This window comes from Microvirga yunnanensis, assembly GCF_025460875.1.
Genome location: NZ_JAMXFI010000038.1, coordinates 23,149 through 45,900 on the forward strand (window position 1 = coordinate 23,149; position 22,752 = coordinate 45,900).

At 68.2% G+C, this 22,752-nt stretch carries 22 protein-coding genes and 1 tRNA gene; 12 read left to right on the top strand and 11 right to left on the bottom strand.

The features are described 5' to 3' along the window. Nucleotides 1–110: 110 nt before the first annotated feature. Both NF876_RS19220 and NF876_RS43170 read right to left on the bottom strand, forming a co-directional pair. Nucleotides 111–794 carry a carbonic anhydrase gene (locus tag NF876_RS19220; RefSeq protein ID WP_262270273.1) on the bottom strand — a complete coding sequence of 228 codons (684 nt, stop codon included), beginning with the start codon at nucleotides 792–794 and terminating at the stop codon, nucleotides 111–113. Between the two features lie 13 nt (nucleotides 795–807). Further along, complete coding sequence (locus NF876_RS43170) at nucleotides 808–2,502, bottom strand: serine/threonine dehydratase (protein WP_315975052.1); 1,695 nt, start codon at nucleotides 2,500–2,502, stop codon at nucleotides 808–810. A gap of 67 nt (nucleotides 2,503–2,569) precedes the next feature. On the opposite strand from NF876_RS43170, the gene NF876_RS19235 reads away from it, so the two are divergent. Continuing rightward, nucleotides 2,570–3,454, top strand: a complete 885-nt coding sequence (locus NF876_RS19235; protein ID WP_262270274.1) for an HpcH/HpaI aldolase/citrate lyase family protein — start codon at nucleotides 2,570–2,572, stop codon at nucleotides 3,452–3,454. 244 nt (nucleotides 3,455–3,698) lie between these two features. Here the strand turns inward: NF876_RS19235 and NF876_RS19240 are convergent, their stop codons facing one another. The 4 genes from NF876_RS19240 to NF876_RS19255 are packed head-to-tail and all read right to left on the bottom strand — an operon-like array spanning nucleotide 3,699 to nucleotide 6,134. Continuing rightward, the gene (locus NF876_RS19240; protein ID WP_262270275.1) at nucleotides 3,699–3,920 is read right to left on the bottom strand and encodes a Trm112 family protein; all 222 of its coding nucleotides are present in this window, start codon (nucleotides 3,918–3,920) and stop codon (nucleotides 3,699–3,701) included. A gap of 26 nt (nucleotides 3,921–3,946) precedes the next feature. Then, a complete protein-coding gene (locus NF876_RS19245; protein ID WP_262270276.1) occupies nucleotides 3,947–4,618 on the bottom strand; it encodes an LON peptidase substrate-binding domain-containing protein in 672 nt (223 codons plus the stop codon). Between the two features lie 29 nt (nucleotides 4,619–4,647). Beyond that, nucleotides 4,648–5,553 carry a thioredoxin gene (gene trxA, locus NF876_RS19250; RefSeq protein WP_262270277.1) on the bottom strand — a complete coding sequence of 302 codons (906 nt, stop codon included), beginning with the start codon at nucleotides 5,551–5,553 and terminating at the stop codon, nucleotides 4,648–4,650. Nucleotides 5,554–5,594: 41 nt separating this feature from the next. After that, complete coding sequence (locus NF876_RS19255) at nucleotides 5,595–6,134, bottom strand: prolyl-tRNA synthetase associated domain-containing protein (protein ID WP_262270278.1); 540 nt, start codon at nucleotides 6,132–6,134, stop codon at nucleotides 5,595–5,597. A gap of 285 nt (nucleotides 6,135–6,419) precedes the next feature. Here NF876_RS19255 and NF876_RS19260 point away from each other — a divergent pair. Next, a tRNA-Gly gene (locus tag NF876_RS19260) sits at nucleotides 6,420–6,494 on the top strand. Between the two features lie 156 nt (nucleotides 6,495–6,650). Continuing rightward, nucleotides 6,651–9,047, top strand: coding sequence for a thiamine pyrophosphate-binding protein (locus tag NF876_RS19265; RefSeq protein ID WP_262270279.1), 2,397 nt, complete (start codon nucleotides 6,651–6,653; stop codon nucleotides 9,045–9,047). 324 nt (nucleotides 9,048–9,371) lie between these two features. On the opposite strand, the gene NF876_RS19270 is transcribed toward NF876_RS19265, so the two are convergent. Beyond that, nucleotides 9,372–9,998 (bottom strand): LysE family translocator, encoded by a 627-nt coding sequence (locus NF876_RS19270; protein ID WP_262270280.1) that lies wholly within the window; start codon nucleotides 9,996–9,998, stop codon nucleotides 9,372–9,374. 176 nt (nucleotides 9,999–10,174) lie between these two features. Here NF876_RS19270 and NF876_RS19275 point away from each other — a divergent pair, with 176 nt between their 5' ends. Beyond that, on the top strand, nucleotides 10,175–11,956 hold the full coding sequence (locus NF876_RS19275; RefSeq protein WP_262270281.1) for an ABC transporter ATP-binding protein: 1,782 nt from the start codon (nucleotides 10,175–10,177) through the stop codon (nucleotides 11,954–11,956). 40 nt (nucleotides 11,957–11,996) lie between these two features. Here the strand turns inward: NF876_RS19275 and NF876_RS19280 are convergent, their stop codons facing one another. Next, nucleotides 11,997–12,719 carry a fused DSP-PTPase phosphatase/NAD kinase-like protein gene (locus tag NF876_RS19280; protein ID WP_262270282.1) on the bottom strand — a complete coding sequence of 241 codons (723 nt, stop codon included), beginning with the start codon at nucleotides 12,717–12,719 and terminating at the stop codon, nucleotides 11,997–11,999. 309 nt (nucleotides 12,720–13,028) lie between these two features. Here NF876_RS19280 and NF876_RS19285 point away from each other — a divergent pair, with 309 nt between their 5' ends. From NF876_RS19285 to NF876_RS19320, 8 genes are all read left to right on the top strand, one after another. Then, nucleotides 13,029–13,310, top strand: coding sequence for an acyl carrier protein (locus NF876_RS19285; RefSeq protein WP_009490841.1), 282 nt, complete (start codon nucleotides 13,029–13,031; stop codon nucleotides 13,308–13,310). Between the two features lie 122 nt (nucleotides 13,311–13,432). After that, the gene (locus tag NF876_RS19290) at nucleotides 13,433–13,894 is read left to right on the top strand and encodes a 3-hydroxyacyl-ACP dehydratase FabZ family protein (RefSeq protein ID WP_173949101.1); all 462 of its coding nucleotides are present in this window, start codon (nucleotides 13,433–13,435) and stop codon (nucleotides 13,892–13,894) included. Further along, a complete protein-coding gene (locus tag NF876_RS19295) occupies nucleotides 13,894–15,018 on the top strand; it encodes a beta-ketoacyl-ACP synthase (RefSeq protein ID WP_262270283.1) in 1,125 nt (374 codons plus the stop codon). Before NF876_RS19290 ends, NF876_RS19295 begins: the two co-directional genes overlap by 1 nt. 10 nt (nucleotides 15,019–15,028) lie before the next feature. Continuing rightward, entirely contained in the window at nucleotides 15,029–16,309 is a 1,281-nt protein-coding gene (locus NF876_RS19300) for a beta-ketoacyl-ACP synthase (RefSeq protein ID WP_262270284.1), read from the top strand. Nucleotides 16,310–16,330: 21 nt separating this feature from the next. Further along, nucleotides 16,331–17,077 (top strand): SDR family NAD(P)-dependent oxidoreductase, encoded by a 747-nt coding sequence (locus NF876_RS19305; protein WP_262270285.1) that lies wholly within the window; start codon nucleotides 16,331–16,333, stop codon nucleotides 17,075–17,077. A gap of 319 nt (nucleotides 17,078–17,396) precedes the next feature. Then, the gene (locus tag NF876_RS19310; protein WP_262270286.1) at nucleotides 17,397–18,419 is read left to right on the top strand and encodes a zinc-binding dehydrogenase; all 1,023 of its coding nucleotides are present in this window, start codon (nucleotides 17,397–17,399) and stop codon (nucleotides 18,417–18,419) included. A gap of 132 nt (nucleotides 18,420–18,551) precedes the next feature. Continuing rightward, the gene (locus NF876_RS19315; RefSeq protein WP_262270287.1) at nucleotides 18,552–19,508 is read left to right on the top strand and encodes a lipid A biosynthesis lauroyl acyltransferase; all 957 of its coding nucleotides are present in this window, start codon (nucleotides 18,552–18,554) and stop codon (nucleotides 19,506–19,508) included. A 67-nt stretch (nucleotides 19,509–19,575) separates the two neighbouring features. Beyond that, nucleotides 19,576–20,331: a DUF1223 domain-containing protein gene (locus NF876_RS19320; protein WP_262270288.1), complete on the top strand. Its 756-nt coding sequence runs from the start codon at nucleotides 19,576–19,578 to the stop codon at nucleotides 20,329–20,331. 15 nt (nucleotides 20,332–20,346) lie between these two features. Here the strand turns inward: NF876_RS19320 and NF876_RS19325 are convergent, their stop codons facing one another. The 3 genes from NF876_RS19325 to NF876_RS19335 all read right to left on the bottom strand — a co-directional run bounded on the left by NF876_RS19325 (nucleotide 20,347) and on the right by NF876_RS19335 (nucleotide 22,717). Continuing rightward, nucleotides 20,347–20,958: a TPM domain-containing protein gene (locus tag NF876_RS19325; RefSeq protein WP_262270289.1), complete on the bottom strand. Its 612-nt coding sequence runs from the start codon at nucleotides 20,956–20,958 to the stop codon at nucleotides 20,347–20,349. Next, on the bottom strand, nucleotides 20,959–21,711 hold the full coding sequence (locus NF876_RS19330; protein ID WP_262270290.1) for a TPM domain-containing protein: 753 nt from the start codon (nucleotides 21,709–21,711) through the stop codon (nucleotides 20,959–20,961). A 400-nt stretch (nucleotides 21,712–22,111) separates the two neighbouring features. Continuing rightward, nucleotides 22,112–22,717, bottom strand: a complete 606-nt coding sequence (locus tag NF876_RS19335; protein ID WP_373371480.1) for a LemA family protein — start codon at nucleotides 22,715–22,717, stop codon at nucleotides 22,112–22,114. Nucleotides 22,718–22,752 lie beyond the last annotated feature (35 nt).

A 22,752-nucleotide genomic window follows, 5' to 3' on the forward strand; every position in this document is an offset into this window, starting at 1 on the left:
GCCCCCTTAACAATGTCGACATGTTATTACATGTCGAACGGGCGTCAATCGCTAACGCTGAACGGTCTCGAAGGAAACCGAACCTGAGCCAGTCATGGTCGAAGAGGCGCCTAGGGCGCGTCGACCCGGCGGGCCCTGAACATGGAGACGCGGTGAGGCATGTCCTCGACCACAGACCGGAAATCTCCCGTTTCCGGGTCGCGCACCATCAGCACGCCCGACGCTACGCCAAAAAAGGCGCCGTGGAGCTGCAGCTTGCCGCGCTCCACGAGGATGCGGACGCACGGGAAGGTCATCAGGTTGTTGAGGCTGTTCTCGATCGCCGCCAGTTCGAGACGGGTCAGGTAGTCGGAAAAGTCCACGTCCCCACGCGGGCCGATGCGCTCGCCCGCCGGCTTGATCAGGTTCATCCAGCGGCCGATGAAGTCGCCCGGCGACAGAGGGGCGGTCTCGTCCGCGAAGGCCCGGATGCCGCCGCAGCGGGCATGGCCCAGCACCACGATGTGCTTCACGCGCAGGGCCTGCACGGCGAATTCGAGCGCCGCCGAGGTGCCGTGGTAATCGCCCCCGGTCTCGAAGGGCGGCACCAGGTTCGCCACGTTGCGCACCACGAACAACTCGCCCGGGCTCGCGTCGAAGATGACCTCCGGAGAGACGCGGCTGTCGCAGCAGCCGATCACCATCACCTCGGGCGCCTGGCCCTTTTCGGCCAGGGTCTCGAAGCGGTTCCTCTCGCGCGGGAAGCGCTCGTCGAGGAATGCGCGATAGCCTTCGGTCAGACGTTGCGGGAACATGGGCGTCCTTCCATTACGGATGAGTGATTTCGGCAAGCTTGGCGAGCTCGACATTGGCGCCGCAGAGCAGCACGCCGACGCGCTCGCCTGAGCGCGGTTTATAGGCCCCTGAGACCAGCGCCGCCAGTGCCGCCGCGCCGCCGGGCTCGGACGCGACGCGGTAGTCGCGCCAGAGCAGCCGCTGCGCGTCGCGGATCGCCGGATCGGTGACGAGGGCCACGTGGTCGACCGTCTCGCGGCAGATCGCATAGACGAGGTCGCCCGTGTTCTTGGCGCCGAGCGAATCGGCCGCCACCGAATCCACGTCCACGTCGACGGGCCGCCCGGCTGCGAGCGCGGCATGGAGCGCGCGGGAGCCTTCCGGCTCGACGCCCACCACCTTCACCCGGCCGGCCCACCAGCTCGCCACGCCGCTGATCAGGCCGCCTCCGCCCACCGCCACGAGCACGGTGTCGAGACTGGGCCCATCCTGCTCCCATTCGAGAGCCGCCGTGCCCTGGCCGATGATGGTGTTCGTCGCGCCGAAGGGATGGATGCGCAGGGCCCCGCTCTCCTCCACGAAGAGATCGCAGGCCGCCTGCGCATCCGCGTAGCGTGCGCCGCCGATCACCACCTCGGCCCCATGCGAGCGGATGACGGCGATCTTGGCCGGGCTCGAGATCTCCGGCACGAAGATGCGCGCCTTCACGCCGAGCTCCTTCGCCGCATAGGCGACGGCCGCCCCGTGATTGCCGCCGGAGGCCGCCGCCACGCCGGCCGCCGGGACCTCGTTCGACAGCAGGGTATTGAAGGCGCCGCGGGTCTTGAACGAGCCCGCATGCTGCAGGAATTCCAGCTTCAGGCTCACCGGCCCGTCATGGCCGAAGGCGGGTCCCAGGGTCAGGACCGGGGTGCGGCGGATATGGGGGGCGATGCGGGCATGGGCGGCTTCGATGTCGGCGCGGGAGATGGACATGGTTGAACCTTGGGGCTGCCTGCGGAGCGTCCAGATGGCGACCGGCAGGCCATGGGCGTCACGGCCGGGCGGCTCGGGAAAGGATTGTCCTCCACCTCTCGCGAGATCGAGCGCCACCGTCAACCCCGCAAGCGCGTCGAGGAGGTCGTCCTCGGCCGCTCCGCAGGGAGGAAAGGCCTCGACGAGGGATTCGGGAAGGAGGCCTGATCGCCGGAGAAGAGCGCGCCGCAGCGCCATGCCGGGCCCGTAGGGCGTGCCTTTCACCTTCTTCGGCTCCCCGAGCGCCCGGCCCGCATTCAGGGCCCAGAAGGCGAGTTCCGGATGCACCTCGAAGACGCGGGATACCAGATCGGGACGGCCGCGCAGCAGCGCGTCGATCTCGCGGATCTTCGGGAAGATGGCGAAGCCCTGCCGCGAGACCTTGCGCGATGGGGTCGAGGTGGCGGCGGCGATCGCGCAGGCCTCGGCGTAGTCCGTGGCCGCCACGGCGCGGCGCGACGGGATGGCGAAGACGGAGGATTGCCGCTCGCCGAGCAGGGGGCGGATCAACTGCTCCGGCGGGCGGCCCGAGCCTTCGGTCCGCTCCGGCAGGCCGACCGGCATGTCGACGGCGATCACGGCCGGCCGCTCGGGTGCATCCGCGACGGCCGCGAATGTCGGCACGGTCAGGATGCGATGGACGGTCGGGTCGTCCGTGCGCATCAGCACGGCGATCCAGCCTGCCCGGCAGCCATCGACTCCTGCGACCCACATGCGCGGCGTCTCCTTTGCCGATCCCCTCGCGAGCATTACAACCGATCGGACACCCGAGGACAGAGCCATGATCCCGATTCGCCCGCGCCGCAGCGCTCTCTACATGCCCGGTTCGAATGCCCGCGCGCTCGAGAAGGCGAAGACGCTGGCCGCCGACGTGATGATCTTCGACCTGGAGGATGCGGTGGCGCCCGATCGGAAGGCGCAGGCGCGCGAGCAGGTCTGCGCGGCCGTGCGGGCCGGAGGCTACGGCCGGCGGGAACTCGTGATTCGCGTCAACGCGCTCGACACGCCCTGGGGCGAGGCGGATCTCGCGGCCGCCGTCGCGGCAGCGCCGGACGCGGTGCTCGTGCCCAAGGTCTCGTCGGCCGAGACGCTCGCGGCGGTCGGCCTGCGCCTTCGCAGGCTCGGCGCCGCGGAGCGCACCAGGGTCTGGGCCATGATCGAGACGCCGCTCGCGATCCTTCGGGCCGAGTCGATCGCGAGCGCGGCTCACGACGTCGACACGCGGCTCTCCTGCTTCGTCATGGGCACCAACGATCTCGCCAAGGACACCCGCGCGCGCCTGCTGCCGGGGCGCGCCGTGATGCTGCCCTGGCTGATGACCGTGCTCGCCGCCGCGCGGGCGCACGGCCTCGACATCCTCGACGGCGTCTACAACCACCTGACCGATCCTGAGGGCTTGCGCACGGAATGCGAGCAGGGCCGCGACGGCGGATTCGACGGCAAGACGCTGATCCACCCCGATCAGATCGCGACGGCCAACGAGATCTTTGCCCCGGCGCCGGACGAGATCGGGAAGGCGAAGACCATCGTGGCGGCCTTCGAGCAGCCGGAGAACGCCGGAAAGGGGGCGATCAGCCTCGACGGCCGCATGGTCGAGCGGTTGCATGTTGAGATGGCGAAGCGGACGCTGGCGCTGGCGGACGCGATCGCCGCCCGGTCCGCGTGAATGTCATGCATGGCCGGCCTTGTGCCGGCCATCCCGATCCGAAAAGCGCCGCGTCTCACAGAAGCGAGATCACCGGCACAAGGCCGGTGATGACATCGTGGGATAAGGCAGGCCATCCCGATCGGAAAAGCAGTCAGTCTCAAACAATCGAGATCGCCGGGACGGGCCCGGTGACGGCATGGCGGTTGAGCCCGGTCTCACGTCCAGGTCGACTGACGGCGTGCGGGGGAGGGGCAAGGAACCCTCAATCCGTCAGTTGCCGCGCCTCCTCCGGCAGCATGATCGGGATGCCGTCGCGGATCGGATAGGCCAGCCTGGCGCGGCGGCTGATCAGCTCCTGCCGGGCGGCGTCGTATTCGAGGGTTTCCTTGGTGAGCGGGCAGACGAGAAGCTCCAGGAGCTTGGGATCGATCCGCGTCGCCTCCACGGGCTGGGGGGGCTCGGAAGGAGGGGTGTCGGGAACCATCGTGCTCATTCCTAGGGCGGGCTTGCCTATTGCAGGGTCGAGTCGGATCCGGCGCCGCCGCGGGCGAGCTCGATCTCGGTGAGCGCGATCAGCACCTCGGCCCGGCTCTTCAGATTGGGGGCTTCGAGCAGCGCCTGCTTCTCGCGCACGCCGAAGGGGCTCATCATGCACAAAGCGTTGACCAGGGCCTCGTTGGGAGCCTCCTCGATGCCCCGCCAGTCGACCTTCACATGCACCGCGTTGACGAAGTCGCGCAGGGCCTTGACCACGCCGGCACGATCCACGTCGTTCTCGCCGGCGCGAGCCGTGAAGTCGTCGGTGAAGGGCCCGAACGTCACCCGGCACCGGCGGAACGGGCTGACCGGCGGCAACTCCTCCTCGATGCGGAAGCGCGCGATGCCGATGAGCGTGACGAGGTACCGGCCATCGCCGGTCTCGGCGAGCTGGGTGATGCGGCCGGCGCAGCCGATCCGGTAGAGTTTCGGCACGTTCGCCAGGGGATCGTTGTCCGCGTCGGGCTGCACCATGCCGATGATCCGGTCGGTCTTCAGCGCCTCGTCGATCATCGCCAGGTAGCGTGGCTCGAAGATGTTGAGAGGCATCTGACCGCGCGGCAGGAGGAGGGCGCCGGGGAGCGGAAAGACGGGAATGACCGACGGGCAATCCTCCGGCCCTCGGTATACCGCGTTCATTCCCATCCCGATCTCCTAAACCGCGTTGGACAGCGTCAAGAGAACAGGAGCGAGGAGAGCCTCCGCCGCCCTGCCAGCGTCATCGCGTCCATCGGGCCCCAGGCCTCGAAGAACTGGACGAGCTGCTTGCGTGCGCCGTCATCGTTCCAATTGCGGTCGCGGCGGACGATTTCAAGGAGGTGGTCGGCAGCTTCTTCCCGCCGCCCGCGGGCGTTCAGGCCGACGGCCAGATCGAAGCGGGCCTGATGGTCCATGGGATCGGCTTCGATCCGCCGCTGGAGGTCCGCCAGGTCGCCGAGCGAGCCCGCCTGCTCGGCGAGTTCGACCGCCGCCCGCGCGCCGACGAGAGCCGGATCGTTGGCCTTCGCCGCCGGGGCCATGGCGAGGAAGCGCTGGGCGCCCTCCAGATCGCCGACCTCCACATGCAGCTTCACGAGGGCCGCCAGGGCCGCCACATTCTCCGGGTCCTGCGCGAGAACGGCGGAGTAGAGTTCGGCCGCGCCGCCGATATCGCCTTCGGCGTGAAGGCGATCAGCCTCGGCCAGGAGCTCCTCGGCCGCGCTGGGGCCGAGGGGGCCGGTCAGGCGCTCGATGAAGCTCTTGACCTGGCTTTCCGGCAGGGCCCCCATGAAGCCGTCCACCGGCTGACCGCGCTGGAACGCGAAGACGGCCGGGATCGACTGCACCCCGAGCTGACCGGCGATCTGCGGATGCTCATCGATGTTCATCTTCACGAGCTTCACCTTGCCGCCGGCCGCGCGCACGGCCTTCTCCAGGATCGGGGTGAGCTGCTTGCAGGGCCCGCACCAGGGAGCCCAGAAATCCACCAGGACGGGCTGCTGCATGGATTCGGCGAGCACGTCCTGGCGGAATGCCGCCGTGGTGGTGTCCTTCACGAGATCGTCGGAGGAGGTTCCGGGAACGGGGGTATCGGACAGCATGCGATCCTCGAAAGGTGAAAGGCGTTGAGAAGGACGAAACCTTACATGGGAGCTTGAGCGTCGTCTGGCAATTCCGCCGGCGGCTCCGGCAGGCGCAGGATGAGCGGATCGTGCCCCGTGGCCCTCAGGAACGCCACCAGATCCTCCCGCGACACCCCGGTGGTCATGGAATTGATCAGGGGATGGAAATTGACCCGCTCGTGCGCCATGAGGTTGGCGTCGAGCACCATCGTGACCCTGCCTTCCGTATCGTTCGCCACGGCGAAGGCGGTCACCGAGCCGGGCTCGACCCCCAGGAGGGCGCGCAGCTGCTCGGCAGACCCGAAGGAGAGGCGCCCGGACGCCCCGAGGACCTCGTGGGTGCGCTTGAGGTCGATGGCGGTGTCGTGCTTGGCGGAAATCAGGAAGTAGCGGCCCTTCTTGTCCTTCACGAACAGGTTCTTGGTATGGGCTCCGGGAATCCGCTGCTTGACAGCTTGCGATTCCGCCACCGTGAAGACCGGCTCGTGCGCGACCGTCTCGGTCCTGATGCCGAGCGAGGACAGGCGCTCCAGGAGTTCCTGAGGGGACAGATGGGCCAAGCGTGCAACCTCCATGCGGGCCTGCGTTCTAGCGCATCGGACGGACCCGGAGGGCCGCGTCAGCGAAAAGTGGACCCGGTTTTCCGCCTTATCCGATGCGCCGGTCAAGAGAGGGAGCCTCGGATGAATCCCAAAAGTGGTGTCCACTTTTGGGTCCGAGGCTCTAGCGACCGGATGAAGCAGGCTCAAGGCCTGCCGCGAAAAGATCGGCAGGCCCCTCTTGCAATGCGGCGCGTTTTGGGGCACATCAACGGCCTCGCAACGATGCCGCGCGCATCGCGGAGCGCGGGTGTAGCTCAGGGGTAGAGCACAACCTTGCCAAGGTTGGGGTCGAGGGTTCGAATCCCTTCGCCCGCTCCAATTTCTCTCAGGTTCGAGAGCATCACGAAGGCCCGCCGCTCGGCGGGCTTTTCGTTTTCGCGGGCTCCTCCCAAATGCCAATCCGGCGCCGGAGGCTTCGGCCTCGCCTCCCTGAAGCTTCGGGCGTATATCTCGGCGAAACCGGGAGACGACACCATGGCCGATGCACGGCACCTGAGCATTCTGAAGGAACTCGAGCGCAAGGTGCTCTGGCTGTCCACCTGGACGATCCACAACGCCAATCACCTGCGCGCCAACGAGGACGGATTGAAGATCGGCGGTCACCAGGCCTCCTCGGCATCCCTGTCCACGATCCTGACGGCGCTCTACTTCTCGGTGCTCAGGCCCGAGGATCGGGTGGCGGTCAAGCCGCACGCCAGCCCGATCTACCACGCGATCCAGTATCTCTTCGGCCGCCAGACCCGCGAAAAGCTCGAGAATTTCCGCGGCTACAAGGGCGCGCAATCCTATCCGTCCCGCACCAAGGACATCGACGACGTGGATTTCTCCACGGGCTCGGTGGGCCTGGGCGTGGCGCAGACGCTGTTTGCCAGCCTCGTGCAGGATTACGTGAAGGCCCATGGCTGGGCGAAGGACCTCCCCGAAGGCCGCATGATCTCGCTGGTGGGCGACGCGGAGATGGACGAGGGCAACATCTTCGAGGCCCTGCTGGAGGGCTGGAAGCACGGCATCCGCAACACCTGGTGGATCATCGACTACAACCGGCAGAGCCTGGACGCCGTCATCCGCGAAGGGTTGTGGGAGCGCTTCGAGGCGCTGTTCCGCAATTTCGGCTGGGACGTGGTGATCCTCAAGCACGGCTCCCTGATGCAGGAGGCGTTCCGGGAACCCGGCGGCGAACGCCTGCGGGACTGGATCGATTCCTGCCCCAACCAGCTCTACTCGGCCCTGACCTTCCAGGGCGGGGCCGCCTGGCGCAGGCGTCTTCTCGACGATCTCGGCGACCAGGGGCCGGTCACCCGGCTGATCGAGAAGCGTTCCGACGAGGAACTGGCGCGTCTCATGTCCAATCTCGGCGGCCATGATCTGCCGAGCCTGCTCGACGCTTTCGAGAAGGCCCGCCAGCACGACCGGCCGGTCTGCTTCCTGGCCTATACGATCAAGGGATTCGGCCTGCCGCTCGCCGGCCACAAGGACAACCATTCCGGCATGCTGACGCCGACCCAGATGGAGGCCTGGAAGGCCACCCAGGGCGTGCGGGCCGGGCACGAATGGGACAAGTTCGAAGGCCTCGGGATCTCCGGGGGAGAGATCGAACGCTTCCTGAGCGAGGTCCCGTTCATCCAGAAGGGCACCCGGCGCTACACGGCCCCGCAGGTGCCGGTGCCGGAGAAGCTCGCCTTCCCGGCCAATCCCGCCATGTCGACCCAGCAGGGTTTCGGGCTCATCCTCAACGAACTCGCGCGGTCCGATCATGCGCTGGCCTCCCGCGTGGTCACCACGGCGCCCGACGTGACGGTCTCGACCAATCTCGGCGCCTGGGTCAACCGGCGCGGCCTCTTCGCCCGGGAGAGCCTCGTCGACACCTTCAAGAAGGAGCGGATCCCCTCGACCTACAATTGGGAGTTCTCGCCCAAGGGCCAGCATATCGAGCTCGGCATCGCCGAGATGAACCTCTTCATCGTGCTCTCGGCCCTGGGCCTCTCGCATTCCCTGTTCGGCGAGAGGATCCTGCCCATCGGCACCCTCTACGACCCGTTCATCTACCGCGGCGCCGACGCCCTGAACTACGCCTGCTACCAGGATGCCCGCTTCCTGCTCGTCGCCACCCCGTCCGGCGTGACGCTGGCGCCCGAGGGCGGCGCACACCAGTCGATCGGCACGCCGCTCGTCGGGCTGGCGCAGGATGGGCTCGCCTCCTTCGAGCCGGCCTTCGTCGACGAGCTCGCCGTGATCATGCGCTTTGCTTTCGACTACATGCAGCGCGACGGCGAGGGCGAGGCGGACGAGAGGACCTGGCTGCGCGACGAGACCGGCGGCTCGGTCTACCTGCGCCTGTCGACCCGCAGCCTGGAGCAGCCCCAGCGCGAGATGACCTCGGAGCTCGCCTCCGACATCATGGCCGGCGCCTATTGGCTCCGGAAGCCCGGCCCGAACGCCCAGGTGATCGTCGCCTATACGGGGGCCGTCGCCCCGGAGGCCATCGAGGCCGTCGGCCTCATGGCCGAGGACCGGCGCGATATCGGCCTGCTCGCCATCACGTCCGCCGACCGGCTCAATGCCGGCTGGACGGCGGCCCAGCGCGCCCGCGAGCGCGGCCTCGTCCACGCCCGGTCCCATGTGGAGCGCCTGCTCGCCGACGTGCCGCCCCATTGCGGCCTGGTGACGGTGATCGACGGCCATCCGGCCACGTTGGCCTGGATGGGATCCGTCATGGGCCACCGCACCCGCTCGCTCGGCGTCGAGCATTTCGGCCAGACCGGCACGATCAGGGACCTCTACCGGCATTTCGGCATCGACGCGCAGGGGATCATCTCGGCCGCCGAGATGATCGCGCCCGGTCGGCCGATGCGCTACCTGAAGGCCGTGTGAGCCGGGCCGGCTCGCCGGCCTCTCGAGCATCGTTCGGGGCGGACCCGGAGGGCCGCGTCAGCGACCCGCTTTCGTCCGCACGATGCGCTCGGCGGTCTGCCGATCGCGTTCTCCGGGACGAGCCCGGTGATGACGTGGAGAAGGTGGCACCCTCCCGCCACGGTCGAAACCTCCCGTGTCATGGCCGGCTGGTCATCACCTGCCTCTTGCTGGCCATCCCGATCCGGTGAAACGCGGCGCTCTTCCAATCGAGAGCACCGGCACGAGGCCGGTGATGACGTGGCGAGGGTCACGAGCGTGGCCCGCTTTCGTCCGCAGGATGCGCTAAGCCTGCCCCGCCCTCAGGGCCACCGTCGCGATGCCGGCCCCGATCAGGAGGCTGCCGCCGGTCCGGTTGATCACCCGCATGGTCCGCGGGCTCTGCACGACCCGGCGGGCTCGCGACGCGATGAGCGCGTAGGTGAGGACGTTCGCGAAGGCGAGGATCAGGAAGGTCGCCGCGAAGACGCTCACCTGCGGCAGGAGGGCGAGCCTCGGGTCGATGAATTGCGGCAGGAAGGCGATGAAGAAGGTCAGTCCCTTGGGATTGAGCGCCGTCACGATCCAGGCATGGCCCAGCATCCTGAGCGCGGAGGTCGCATCCGTGCGCGGCCTCGCGTCGAGGGCTCCCCCGGCCCGCCAGAGCTTGATCCCGAGCCAGACCAGATAGGCGGCCCCCAGCCACTTGAGAACCGTGAACAGCGTCGCCGAGGCGGCGAGCAGGGCGCCGAGGCCGAGGAGCGACAGGGTCATGGCGGTGAAATCGCCCAGGGCGACGCCGATCGCCATGGGCAGGGCGGTCCGCCAGCCCTGCCCGAGGGCATAGGACACGACCAGCAGGATGGTCGGGCCCGGGATGACGAGCAGCACGGCCGACGCGGCCGCGAAGGCGAGCCAGGTCTCGAAGGTCATGGCGTTTTCTCTGCGACGGGACGACCATGCAGCCATGAATTCGCCCCGGTGTCGAGAGGGGGGCCGGAAGCGGCAAAGCGGCGCTCCCGGAGCTCCTGTCCCGCTCAGGATTTGCGGCCGAGGGGCTTGGCATGCTAACCGCGTGCTCTTCCGTGACGAGAACCCTAAGACAGAGCATGGCCCGCAAAAGCCTCCTCCAAGGCGATACCCTTCCCTTGATCCGCCGCCTGTGGCGGGACTGGATGCGTCCGCATCGGAAAACGCTGGCCCTGGTGCTTCTGCTCGTGGCCCTGGTCTCGGGCGCCACCGGGCTCTACCCGGTGCTGATCAAGGCGGCCTTCGACGCCTTCGACGCCAAGGACGCGCAGGCCATCATGCTGGCGCCGCTCTTCGTGATCGCCGTCACGTCCGTGAAGGGCTTCTCGCTCCTCGCCCTGACGATCCTCACCAACAAGGTGGTGACCCGGATCGAGGCCGACATGCAGACCGCGCTCTACGGCCACCTGATCGAGGCCGATCTCGCCCAGATCGGGCGGGAGAGCCCGGCCGCCCTGACCCAGCGCTTCACCACTGACTTCGCGTTCATCCGGGAGGCGCTCACCCGCCTGTCCACGGTGTTCCTGCGCGAGGTCACGACGATCATCGCGCTCGTGGCGGCGATGCTCTGGATCGACCCGGTCCTGACCCTGGTGGCGGCCGTGATCTCGCCCGTCTTCGCCTATCCGGTGAACCAGATCGGCCGCAAGCTGCGCCGGGTCGCCATCTCGACCCAGGAGCAGACGGGCCTGATGGCGAGCCTCATCACCGAAAGCCTGGCTGGAACCCGCATCGCCAAGACCTACGGGCTCGAGCGCTACCTCAGGACCAAGGCGGCCAGGACCTTCGACGACGTGCGCGATCTCAAGATGAAGGCCGCGAACGCCCGCGGCCGGATGGACCCCATCCTCGAGACCGGCGGCGGTCTCGCCGTGGCGATCGTGCTCATGCTGATCGGCCACCGGATCCTGTCCGGCAACAGCACGGTCGGGGACTTCACCGGCTTCGTCAGCGCCCTCGTCATGGCGGCGCAGCCGATCCGGGCGCTCGGCAACCTCAACGCCATCGTCCAGGAGGCGGCGTCGGCTCTCCACCGGACCTTCACGGTGATGGACGAGGCGCCCCGGATCCAGGACAAGCCCGGAGCAAAGCCGCTCGCCCTCGTCGGCGGCGAGATCGCGTTCTCGAACCTCACCTTCTCCTACGACGGCGAGACCGTGGCCCTGGACCGCGTCAACCTGGTGGCCGAGGCCGGCCGGACCACGGCCCTGGTCGGCCGCTCCGGCTCGGGCAAATCGACCCTCCTGTCCCTCGTCCCGCGCCTCTACGACGTGAATCAGGGCGCCGTGCTGATCGACGGGCAGGACGTGCGGGACGTGACCCTGGCGAGCCTGCGCCACGCCATTGCTGTGGTCAGCCAGGACGTGATCCTCTTCGACGACACCATCCGGGCCAACATCGCCTTCGGGCGCCCGGACGCGTCGGAGGAGGACATCGTCGCGGCCGCCAAGGCGGCGGCGGCCCACGACTTCATCCTGAAGCAGCCGGACGACTACGACACCCTGGTCGGCCCCGGCGGCGGACGCCTGTCGGGCGGCGAGCGCCAGCGCATCTCGCTCGCCCGCGCGTTCCTGAAGGACGCCCCGATCCTGCTCCTCGACGAGGCGACCAGCGCCCTCGACTCGGAATCGGAGCGCCTCGTGCAGGATGCCATCCGGCGTCTCATGAAGGGCCGCACTACCCTGGTCATCGCCCACCGGCTGTCGACCGTGCGCAACGCGGATCAGATCGTCGTGATGGAAAACGGGCGCATCGCCGAGACCGGGTCGCACGAGGCCCTGATGGCCACGAGAGGGGTTTATGCCCGGCTCCATCGCCTACAGCTCTCCGACGACGAGCACAGCTTGGCGGCGCTGCCCTGACGATCGCCCGGGCTCCGGGGCGGGACGCTGGGCTCGGGGCCTATTCCCGCCGCATGATCCGGTCGACGAGAAGGCTCGACCAGAAGCTCGGGCGGAAGCTCCGCTCCAGGGCTTCGGCATCGTACTGAGTCTCGATCCAGGTCAGGAAGGGAATGCCCCGGGCCTCGCCCTCGCGGCGGTAGAGATCGAAGAACTCGTCGAGGATGCCCGTCTTCGAGAAGCGGAAATGGCCGTATCGCATGGCGAGCTGGCGCTGGGCCTCGTCGATGGACCGGCCCTCGAAGACCACGAGATAGAGGGCGGCCACGAAGCCCGCCCGGTCCGCGCCCGACTTGCAGTGCAGGACGGCCGGGTACTCGATCTTGTCGAAGAAGTCCTTCGCCGACAGCAGGGTTTCCCGGTCGGGCGCCCCGCGGGAGCGGACGACGAACTCCTCCAGATGGATGCCGAGGCGCTCGCACGCCTCCTTCTGCAACTGCCAGGAGCCATGCTCGCGCCCGCCGCGCAGGTTGACGATGGTGCGGACGCCCTCGGCCTTCAGGGCGGCGATCTGGTGGGGCGCAGGCTGGGCCGAGCGCCACAGGCGGTCGGTGACCTGGTGCTTGTTCAGGTAGAAGAGGCGAAAGACCCCATGGTCGGCGACCAGCATATGCACCCAAGCGCGCAAACGCCCGGACAGCCCCTCGACGGGCCTGTCCCAGCGCGCGATGCGGGCCATGCGGCGGGCATAGCGGATTTCAGGCTTGAGGAACCTGTTGAACACGTCGATCCAAGCAATTTGTCGTCAATGTAAGATCATTCGGTTTGCGGCCGAAGGCGGCCCTTATCGACGATAGGGGCCGATTAATCAATCGCCTGTCCCTTAGGTAGTTGCCGCAGGCCGAATTCCCAACGTTCGGCCGGATGGAATTCGGCGGGACGCAACCAATCGGTTGCCGGTCTGCCGCCTCTCGTGTAAGGGGTGCGTTTCGAAACAACCCTCCTTGACGAAACGAGCGGCTGGACACCGGGCCTCGAGAGCTTGCCGGCGCTGGATCGTTGAGACCCACAAGCAGTTCAGGAGAGCGGCGTCATGTCGTCCACCTTCGAGACCGTCGCCGGCATCATTTCAGAGACCGCCGATATCCCGCGCGAGCAGATCACCCCGGAGAGCCATGCCATCGAGGATCTCGGCATCGACTCGCTCGCCTTCCTCGATATCGCGTTCGCGATCGACAAGGCTTTCGGGATCAAGCTGCCGCTGGAGCAGTGGACGCAGGAAGTGAACGAGGGCAAGGCGCCCGCCGAGGAATACTTCGTCCTGAAGAACCTCGTGGCGCGCATCGACGCCCTCGTGGCCGCCAAGCAGGCCTGACGAACAAACCATCCCGGCGGGCCGGCCGACGAGGCCGGTCCGAAGAGGCGATCCATCAGCGCTCCGCCTCATGGATTCTCTTCCCATTGAACCTGCCGGGAGCAAGAGGGTAAGAGACCCGGATGCGCCTCGAATATTTTGAAATGATCGACCGGGTGACGAGCCTCGACCGCGAGACCAGGCGGATCGAGGTCTCCTCGACGGTTCCCCAGGAAAGCCCGGTGTTCGAAGGGCATTTCCCCGGCCACCCCCTCGTGCCCGGCGTCCTTCTGACCGAAACCATGGCCCAGGCTTCCGGCTATCTCGTGCTCGGCCTCATGGGCTTCACCCACATGCCGTTCCTGATGGGCGTCGACAAGGCGCGCTTCCGCACCTTCGTCGGACCGGGTACGGTGCTCACCGTCACGGCGACGCTGGAGCATGAAGGCTCGGGCTATGCGGTGACCAAGGCCAAGATCGCCGCCGAGGGCAAGCCGATCTGCGACGCGGAGCTGCGCTTCCGGATCATGCCCTTCCCTGAAGGCATGGACGGCCTGATGCGGGCGCAAGCCAAGCGCATCGGCCTCCTGGAGGAGACGGTTTGATGCGGGATGTCGTCATTACGGGGATCGGCCTCGTCTCCAGCGCCGGGGAAGGCCTGGAGGCGCATCTGACCGCGCTTGCGCGCGGCGGCGCCCCCAACACCGATGCGGCCACGTTCGAACCTTTCCCGGTCCATCCCGTCGGGGCTCTCGAATGGGACCGCCAGATCCCCAAGAAGTCCGATCAGCGCCAGATGGAAGCCTGGCAGAAGCTCGGCTGCTATGCCGCGGGCCTTGCCCTGGACGCCGCAGGGGCCAAGGAGGATGCGGCCCTGAAGGCTCGCATGCAGCTCATCGTCTCGGCCGGAGGGGGCGAGCGGGACTATGCGGTCGACGGGCAGGTGCTCACCGGACTCGCCAAGGCCGACAACCCGGGCGTGTTCCTCAACGAGCGCCTCATGGGCGATCTGCGCCCGACCCTGTTCCTGGCGCAGCTCTCGAACCTGCTGGCGGGCAACATCTCCATCGTGCACGGCGTCACCGGCGCCTCCCGGACCTTCATGGGCGAGGAATCGAGCGGCGTCGATGCCCTGCGCATCGCCCGCGAGCGCATCGCCTCGGGCCAGGACGACATCTTCCTCGTGGGCGGTGCCTACAATGCGGAGCGGCCGGACGTGCTCCTCATCTACGAGATGGGGGGCTTCCTCTGGAAGAAGCCCTACCGTCCGGTCTGGGAGCGCCCGGCCGACGGCGGCGGCATGATCCTCGGATCCGGGGCCTGTTTCCTGGTGCTGGAATCCCGCGAGCATGCCGCGTCCCGCGGGGCAAAGCCGGTCGCCGCCCTGGCGGGCGTCGCCTCGGACCGCTCCCGCCGCAAGGCAGGCAGCGTGGAAGCCTCGCTCCACGCCCTGTCGCGGCAGCTGAACGCCCGACCGGACCTGGTGATCTCCGGCGCCACCGGCATCAAGGGCATCACGGAGGACGAGCAGGCGGCGTTGAAGGACGTCGCACCCGGAGCGGCGGTTCACGCCACCGGGGATCTCGTGGGCCATACGATGGAGGCCCAGCCGGCCACCGGCGTGGCGCTGGCCGCAGGGCTGATCGCCGAGGGACGCGCCGGCGAGGCGCTCGTGACCTCCATCGGCCACTGGCGCGGCGAAGGCGCCATCCGGCTCACCAAGGCTTGAGGAGAAGGCAATGGCGCTTCGCGACACACAGGGCCGTCCGCTCGTCGCCGTCACCGGCATCGGCACGGTCACGTCCCTTGGGCAGGGCAAGGACGACACCTGGGCGGCTCTCACGGCCGGCCGGTCCGGCATCCATCGGATCAACCGCTTCCCGACCGAGGGCTTGCGCACCACGATCGCCGGCACCATCGACTCGGTCGACGTGGAGCCCTTCTGCGCCCCCATGCTGTCCGAGCGACTCGCCATGCTGGCCGCCGAGGAGGCGGTCGGGCAGTCGGGGCTGGCCCAGGAGGACTTTCCGGGCGCGCTCTTCATCGCCGTGCCTCCGGTCGAGATGGAATGGCCGCAGCGCGAGGCGCTGGCCAAGGCCTCGGGGCAGGACGGGGACGTCACCTACAAGGATCTCCTCAAGGCAGCCGGGACCGGCCGTTTCAGGCCGTGGCACGACCTCTTCATCTTCGGCACCGTGGCCGACCGGGTGGCCGACCGTTTCGGCACCAGGGGCTCGCCGATTTCCCTGTCGACCGCCTGCTCGTCCGGCGCCACGGCGATCCAGCTCGGCGTCGAGGCGATCCGCCGCGGCGAGACCGAGGCGGCGCTCTGCATCGGGACCGACGGGTCCGTGAACCCGGAATCGCTCATCCGCTTCTCGCTGCTCTCGGCGCTCTCGACCCAGAACGAGAACCCGGAAGGAGCGTCGAAGCCCTTCTCCAAGAACCGCGACGGCTTCGTCATGGGCGAGGGCGGCGCGGCCCTGGTGCTCGAGAATGCCGACAGCGCGAGGGCCCGCGGCGCCACGATCCTGGGCTACGTGCTCGGCTGCGGCGAGAAGGGCGACGGCTTCCACCGCACCCGCTCGTCCCCGGACGGCATGCCGGCCATCACGGCGATCCGCCAGGCTCTCGAGGATGCGGGCGTCGTCCCTGAGGACATCGACTACATCAATGCCCATGGCACCTCGACGCCGGAGAACGACAAGATGGAGGCCATGAGCTGCACCGCCGTGTTCGGCGAGCGCATGGCCGGCCTGCCGATCTCCTCGAACAAGTCGATGATCGGCCACACGCTCACGGCGGCCGGCGCCGTCGAGGCCGTGATGTCGCTCATGACCATCGCGACGGGCCGCATCCCGCCAACCATCAACTACCAGGTGCCGGATCCGGCGATCCCCCTCGACGTGGTGCCGAACGTCGCCCGGGACGCCAGGGTGAATTACGTGCTCTCGAACTCCTTCGGCTTCGGCGGCCAGAACACCTGCCTGGTCTTCGGGGCCGAGCCCAAAGGAGCCTGACGCCATGAGGAGCGTGAGACCATGACCCGGGTTCTGGTGACGGGTGGGGCCAAGGGCGTCGGCGCCGCCATCGTGCGGGCGCTGGTCGCGGCCGGCCACGATGTCGACTTCACCTACCGGTCCTCCGGCGATGCCGCGCGGGCGCTGGCCGACGAGCTGATGCGGGCGAGCCCCGGCCGCACCATCCGGGCCCATGAGGTCGACCTCGCCGACAAGGCGGCCCTGGAGGCCTTCTGCGAGGCCGTCGAGGGCGAGGGCTTCTTCGGGCTCATCCACAATGCCGGCCAGCCCTACGACGCCCTCGCGGCCATGATGCAGCAGGACAGGGCCGAAGCGGCCATGCAGGTGAACTTCTGGTCGCTCACCCGCATCGCGAAAGCGCTCATGCGCGGCATGATCCGGGCCAAGGCCGGCCGCATGGTGGCCATCGGGTCGGTGGCGGCGCTCCAGGGCAATCCCGGCAATGCCGCCTATGCGGCGTCCAAGGGGGCTCTGATCTCCTATTGCCGCACCCTTTCGGTCGAGACCGCCAAGCGCGGCGTCACGGTCAACGTGATCGCGCCGGGCTTCATCGACACGGACATGATGGCCCCCTATGCGGCCTATCGCGACAGCATGGAGAAGCAGATCCCGGCCGGGCGCTTCGCCAGGCCGGAGGAGATCGCAGGCCTCGCGGCCTTCCTCCTGTCAGAGCCCGCCGCCTACATCACCGGGGCGGTCCTGCCCATCGACGGCGGACTGACCTCGATGCTGGGCGTGCACCGGTAGGTTCCCCTGCCGCCCTCCGGACCCATGCTTCGTCGGAGCATGCCATCTCCACGTCGTCACCGGGCTCGTCCCGGTGATCCCGATAAAGTTGGAGCGCCGAGCCTCACCGCATCGGGATGGCCGGCACAAGGCCGGCCATGACATGGGAGCGCGCCGGCAAGGCCGCGGCTGACGGGAGAGGGCGTTCGGCTCCCGCGCCCTTCCGGAACGACACAAAACTTGTCATCGGGGCCTCGGCCCTTTAAGCCGCCGGGAACGATTGTCTCCGTGATCGCCGCGCTTTGAGCTGCAGGCAGACACACGACCAGGATTGGCTTTCATGCGCTCCCTTCAGCTCTTCGGCGACCGTGATCTCCGCATCACCGAGATCGAGCCCCCGCCGCCGCCGGCCGCCGGCGAGGTGCAGGTGCGGGTCAAGGCGCTGGCCCTCAACTATCTCGACGTCTGGGGCTTTCGCGGCATGGCCTTCGCCAAGCGCAAGATGCCGCAGGCCGTCGGCGTGGAGGCTTCGGGCGAGATCGCGGCCGTCGGCGAGGGCGTCACCCGGTTCAAGGCCGGCGATCCGGTCACCATGTACGGGGCCGAGACCTGCGGCCATTGCAAGGCCTGCCGGACCGGTTGGGACAATCTGTGCGAGAACGTCGCCGGCATCATGGGCTTCCATATCGACGGCTTCGCCCGCGAGCTGATCAACCGGCCCGAGCGTCTGGTGATCCCGGTCCCACAGGGCGTCTCCTTCGAGCAGGCGGCCTGCGCGCCCATCGGGTTCGGCACCGTGCAGCACATGCTGTTCGACAACGCCAAGCTCGAGCCCGGCGAGTCGATCCTCGTCCATGCGGGCGGCTCCGGGATCGGCACGGCGGCGATCAAGATGGCCAAGGCCATCGGCTGCACGGTCTACACGACGGTGGGGGACGACGAGAAGGGCGAGAAGGCGAAGGCGCTCGGGGCCGATCACGTGATCAACTACCGCACCGAGCGCTTCGAGGGCGAGGTGCGCCGGCTGACCAAGCGCCGGGGCGTCGACGTGGTGTTCGAGCATGTGGGGGCCGAGACGTGGAACGGCTCGCTCCTGTGCCTCAGGCGTGGCGGGCGCCTCGTGACCTGCGGATCGACCTCGGGCGTCTCCGCCACCATGAACCTGATGCAGCTCTTCCAGCAGCAGTACCGGATCTTCGGCTCCTTCGGCTGCCGGATCGAGAACATCGCGCAGTCGCTGGACAAGATGGCCGGGGGCATGAATCCGGTCATCGATGCGGTCTTCCCGCTCGACGAGTTCCAGAAGGGGCTGGAGCGGCTCGAGGGCCGGCGGGTGTTCGGCAAGGTCATCGTGACGTTCTGACCGAGGGAACGGCGGCAGCAATTCGTCGCGACCGCGCATCTTGACGAACCGGGTCGCCTTCGAAAAAGACGCGGGGCCTTTTCATTTTCAGCGCCGGCCCGAGCCGGCTCACCGTTCCAGGATCACACCCACGTGCAGCAGCCCCACCGGTCCCGCAATCTCGTCTCGCGCCTTGTCGGGACCGTCATGGTGGGCGTCGTCCGCGGCGTCTTCGCCTTTGCGCGCGCCCTGGGCCCCGAGCGCTCCGGCGCCGTGGGGGCGGCGATCACCCGCACCTTCGGACCCCTCCTGCGGGCCCACAGGACAGCGCTGGCCAACATCCGGGCCGCCTACCCGGAGAAGTCCGAGGCCGACGTGAAGGCGCTGGCGCTCGCGGCCTGGGACAATCTCGGCCGCACGGGCGGCGAGTATCCCCATCTCGGGCGTCTGTTCGACTTCGATCCCGACAGCACCGTGCCCGGCCGCACGGAGGTCGACGGCATCGATCATTTCCTGAGCCTCAGGGACGATGGCCGGCCCGGCATCATCTTCTCCGCCCACCTGGCCAACTGGGAGCTGCCGGCGATCTGTGCGGCGCGCTTCGGGCTCGACACCACGGCGGTGTTCCGCGCGCCCAACGATCCGGCCGTCGCCCGCGTCCTGCACGAGATCCGCAGCGAGACCATGGGCAACCTGGAAGCAGCCCGCCAGGGGGCGGCCTTCGCCATGCAGGGGGCGCTGGAGAAGGGCGGCCATCTCGGCATGCTCATCGATCAGCATTTCACCCGCGGGGTGATCGTCGATTTCATGGGTCGCCCGGCTCTGGTGAACCCGATCCTGGGCAAATTCGCCCGCCGATTCGACTGTCCGGTCCACGGGGTGCGGGTGATCCGCCTGCCCGGCCACCGCTTCCGCCTGCAGCTCACCCCGCCGCTCGACCTGCCGCGCGACCCGGACGGGCAGATCAACGTGCAGGGCGCCATGCAGGCGATGACCTCCGTGGTGGAGGAATGGGTGAGGGAACACCCGGAGCAATGGCTGTGGATGCACCGCCGCTGGCGGGTGCCTGCCCGGGCGTCGGACCCGAACGTGGGGTCCACTTCCCATTGACGGGGCTCCCGGTCCGCACGATGTGCCCGCGTTCAAGGTAACGTGAGTTTCCCTCGAGGCTGATTTCGTGTTCGATAGCGGCACCATGGCGTCCCGTTTGACACTGACCCTAGCGGCCCTCGGTCTCGCCGCTCTCCTTCAGCCTGCTCTGGCGGACCCGCCGCGCGCGGTCGTCGAGCTGTTCACCAGCCAGGGATGCTCGTCCTGCCCGCCGGCCGACGAGCTCCTCGTGGAGTATTCCCGCCAGCCGGACATCATCGCGCTCTCCCTGCCCGTGAATTACTGGGATTATCTCGGCTGGAAGGACACCCTCGCCCATGTGTCCTTCACCGAGCGCCAGAAGGCCTATGCCCATTCCCGCAAGGACCGGCAGGTCTTCACCCCGCAGATGATCGTCAACGGCAAGAAGTCCTGCATCGGCTCCGACCGGGACCAAGTCGAACAGGCCATCCAGACCACCTCGAAAGGCCGCAAGACCCTGCCGGTGAACGTGACCGTCGACGAGCAGAACGGTCAGGTGACGATCATCGTCGAGGAGACCCCGGACACCACCCAGCGGGCTGCCGAACTCTGGGTGCTGCCGGTCCTGAGGGCCAAGACGGTGCCGATCGAGCGCGGCGAGAACCGGGGCAAGACGATCACCTATGCCAATGTGGTGCGCGGCCTGACCCGGGTCGGCGAGTGGGTCGGCGGCTCGGCGCGGTTCGAGGTGCCGCTCGAGACCGCTCGCAGCGGCGGCGATGCCTATGTGGTGCTGCTGCAGAGCACCGATGCCGCCCGGCCCGGAATCATCCTCGGGGCGGCCCGGGGTCCAGGCTTCTGATGGCCGGGGGTCTGATCAAGGCAGGATGATGACCTTGTTGGGCAGCTCGTCCACGTCGTCGAGGCGGGGCGGGGCGTGCTCGGCCAGGATCGCGCCCGTGCGCCGGATCGCCACGATCAGGCCGTCCGTCATGCGCCCGTCCCGGATCGTCCGGGTCAGGTCGGCCACGATGTCGGCCCAAATCCCGGCATCGACCCGGTCGGCGATGCCCGTATCGGCCAGGATCTCGGCGTGGTGCTCGGCGAGCGCCAGATAGATCAGCACGCCCGTCTTCTCCCGGGTCCGGGTGAGCCCCCGGCGCAGGAACTCCCGGGAGGCCGCCTCATGACCCTGAGCCCGCTTGAGGGAGCGCGGCACGAGGGCGTAGCGCAGCTTCGGCCAGGACAGGATGAGACCCAGGGCGAGCGCCACCGCGAGCTGGATCAGGAAGATCCGCGCCGTGCTGACCGAGGTGAGCCAGATCAGCGGCCAGGGCGTGACCAGGGCGGCGAGAAGGGACCAGAGCAGGGGGATTTCACGGTAGTGCCCCGCCTGCTCGGCCAGCACGAGCACGATCTCCCCGGAGGTCTCGTCCTCCACGTCGCTGATCGCCTGGGCGAGGCGCGCCTGATCGTCGGGTGAAATCATCTACCAGCTCCCCGAGGCGCCGCCGCCGCCCGAGGAGCCGCCGCCCCCGGAAAAGCCGCCCCCGCCGGACCATCCACCGCCGCCTCCGGACCATCCGCCGCCCGGCCAGCCGCCGGTGGTGACGATCCAGGGGCCGCGCCGCCCCCGCCCGACGCCCCGCGCGCGGCCGGCCCCCATCATGCGCGAGATCAGGAAGAACAGGATCAGCAGGAACACGAAGGCGATCACCGGGTCGATGCTCGTGGCGCCGTCCTCCCGCACCTCGGCCCGGCGGTGCCATTCCTCCGCGTCCCCGGTCAGGATCGACAGCATGGCGTCGACACCCGCATCGATGCCGCCTGAAAAATTGCCCTTCTGGAACTGCGGTGCGATCGCCGTGGTGATGATGACCTTGGACAGCGCGTCGGTGAGGGCGCCCTCCAGCCCGTATCCCACCTCGATGCGCACCTTCCTCTCCTGCGGGGCCACGAGGAGGAGGGCGCCGTTGTTCTTCTGCTTCTGGCCGAGCTGCCAGTGCCGGAAGAGGCGGTTGGCGTAATCCTCGATCGGATAGCCGTCCAGCGACGGCACCGTCGCGACCACCACCTGATCGGTGGTCTTGTCCTCGTGCGCCTTCAGTTTCGCCTCGAGGGCCGTCCGCTCCTCGGGTTTGAGGAGACCCGCCGCATCGACGACGCGTCCGGTGAGCTGGGGAAAGGTCTGGGCGAGACAGGGGAGGGGCGCAAGAAGAACGAGAAGAGCGATGAAGAGCACTGCCCATCGTGTTCCCTCCCGGCGGGAGGGGAGGGCGGTCGAAAGGGCGCGATCGGGTGAGGTCGCTCCGTCATGGCCAGGCCCGACCCGCCCATCCCGATGCCGAAAAGCGCCGCGCTCGTCGTGACCGGGATCACCGGCACGAGGCCCGCGATGACGCGGTGGAGTGATCATCCGAGGCTCACTTCCTTGAGCGGCGCATCGTTCGGGGCGGAAAACCGGGTCCACTTTTCCGCACGATGCGCTAGAGCCTCGGACCCAAAAGTGGACACCCCTTTTGGGGTTCATCCGAGGCTCCCTCTCTTGACCGGCGCATCGGATGAGGCGGACCCAGCGGGCCACGCTAGCGACCCGAAGCGCCACGCTGGTGAGTACCGGGTCCACTTTTCCGCCCGATGCGCTAGAACTTCACCTCGGGCGGACGGTCGGAGCCGGCCGTGGCCGTGAAGGTCTCCATGGGCTTGGCGTCCGGATAGACGATGGCGGCGATCCAGCGTCCGGGAATCGTGCGCAGTTCCGTGTTGTAGGCCTGCACGGTCGAGATGTAGTCGCGCCGGGCCACCGCGATTCGGTTCTCGGTGCCTTCGAGCTGGGACTGGAGGGCCAGGAAATTGGCGTTCGATTTCAGCTCCGGGTAGCGCTCGACGGTGGCGAGCAGCCGGCCCAGCGCTCCGGAGAGCTGGTTCTGCGCCTCCTGGAACTGACGGAACTTCTCGGGATCCGTGACCGTGGAGGCATCGACCCGGATCTGGGTCGCCTTCGCGCGGGCCTCGGTGACCTGGGTCAGCACCTCGCGCTCCTGCTGGGCGAAGCCCTTCACGGTCTCGACCAGGTTGGGGATCAGATCGGCCCGGCGCTGATACTGGTTCTGCACCTCGCTCCAAGCGGCCTTGGCCTGCTCCTGCAGGGTCGGAACATTGTTGATGCCGCAGGCCGACAGCCCGAACGCCAGAAGCATGCCGGTGAGAGCAACACGGATCCGGGCCGGCAAAAGCAGGGCTGTCATGTCTGTCCTTCTCGCGATTCGGTTCCGGGAACCTT

What these genes read in the sequence shown, in the direction of transcription:
- NF876_RS19220 (WP_262270273.1), bottom strand. Translation starts at nt 794, where the DNA reads ATGTTCCCGCAACGTCTGACCGAAGGCTATCGCGCATTCCTCGACGAG.
- NF876_RS19290 (WP_173949101.1), top strand. Translation starts at nt 13,433, where the DNA reads ATGCGCCTCGAATATTTTGAAATGATCGACCGGGTGACGAGCCTCGAC.
- NF876_RS19235 (WP_262270274.1), top strand. Translation starts at nt 2,570, where the DNA reads ATGATCCCGATTCGCCCGCGCCGCAGCGCTCTCTACATGCCCGGTTCG.
- NF876_RS19240 (WP_262270275.1), bottom strand. Translation starts at nt 3,920, where the DNA reads ATGGTTCCCGACACCCCTCCTTCCGAGCCCCCCCAGCCCGTGGAGGCG.
- NF876_RS19245 (WP_262270276.1), bottom strand. Translation starts at nt 4,618, where the DNA reads ATGGGAATGAACGCGGTATACCGAGGGCCGGAGGATTGCCCGTCGGTC.
- NF876_RS19265 (WP_262270279.1), top strand. Translation starts at nt 6,651, where the DNA reads ATGGCCGATGCACGGCACCTGAGCATTCTGAAGGAACTCGAGCGCAAG.
- NF876_RS19300 (WP_262270284.1), top strand. Translation starts at nt 15,029, where the DNA reads ATGGCGCTTCGCGACACACAGGGCCGTCCGCTCGTCGCCGTCACCGGC.
- NF876_RS19270 (WP_262270280.1), bottom strand. Translation starts at nt 9,998, where the DNA reads ATGACCTTCGAGACCTGGCTCGCCTTCGCGGCCGCGTCGGCCGTGCTG.
- NF876_RS19305 (WP_262270285.1), top strand. Translation starts at nt 16,331, where the DNA reads ATGACCCGGGTTCTGGTGACGGGTGGGGCCAAGGGCGTCGGCGCCGCC.
- NF876_RS43170 (WP_315975052.1), bottom strand. Translation starts at nt 2,502, where the DNA reads ATGTGGGTCGCAGGAGTCGATGGCTGCCGGGCAGGCTGGATCGCCGTG.
- NF876_RS19285 (WP_009490841.1), top strand. Translation starts at nt 13,029, where the DNA reads ATGTCGTCCACCTTCGAGACCGTCGCCGGCATCATTTCAGAGACCGCC.
- NF876_RS19310 (WP_262270286.1), top strand. Translation starts at nt 17,397, where the DNA reads ATGCGCTCCCTTCAGCTCTTCGGCGACCGTGATCTCCGCATCACCGAG.
- trxA (WP_262270277.1), bottom strand. Translation starts at nt 5,553, where the DNA reads ATGCTGTCCGATACCCCCGTTCCCGGAACCTCCTCCGACGATCTCGTG.
- NF876_RS19275 (WP_262270281.1), top strand. Translation starts at nt 10,175, where the DNA reads ATGGCCCGCAAAAGCCTCCTCCAAGGCGATACCCTTCCCTTGATCCGC.
- NF876_RS19335 (WP_373371480.1), bottom strand. Translation starts at nt 22,717, where the DNA reads ATGACAGCCCTGCTTTTGCCGGCCCGGATCCGTGTTGCTCTCACCGGC.
- NF876_RS19325 (WP_262270289.1), bottom strand. Translation starts at nt 20,958, where the DNA reads ATGATTTCACCCGACGATCAGGCGCGCCTCGCCCAGGCGATCAGCGAC.
- NF876_RS19295 (WP_262270283.1), top strand. Translation starts at nt 13,894, where the DNA reads ATGCGGGATGTCGTCATTACGGGGATCGGCCTCGTCTCCAGCGCCGGG.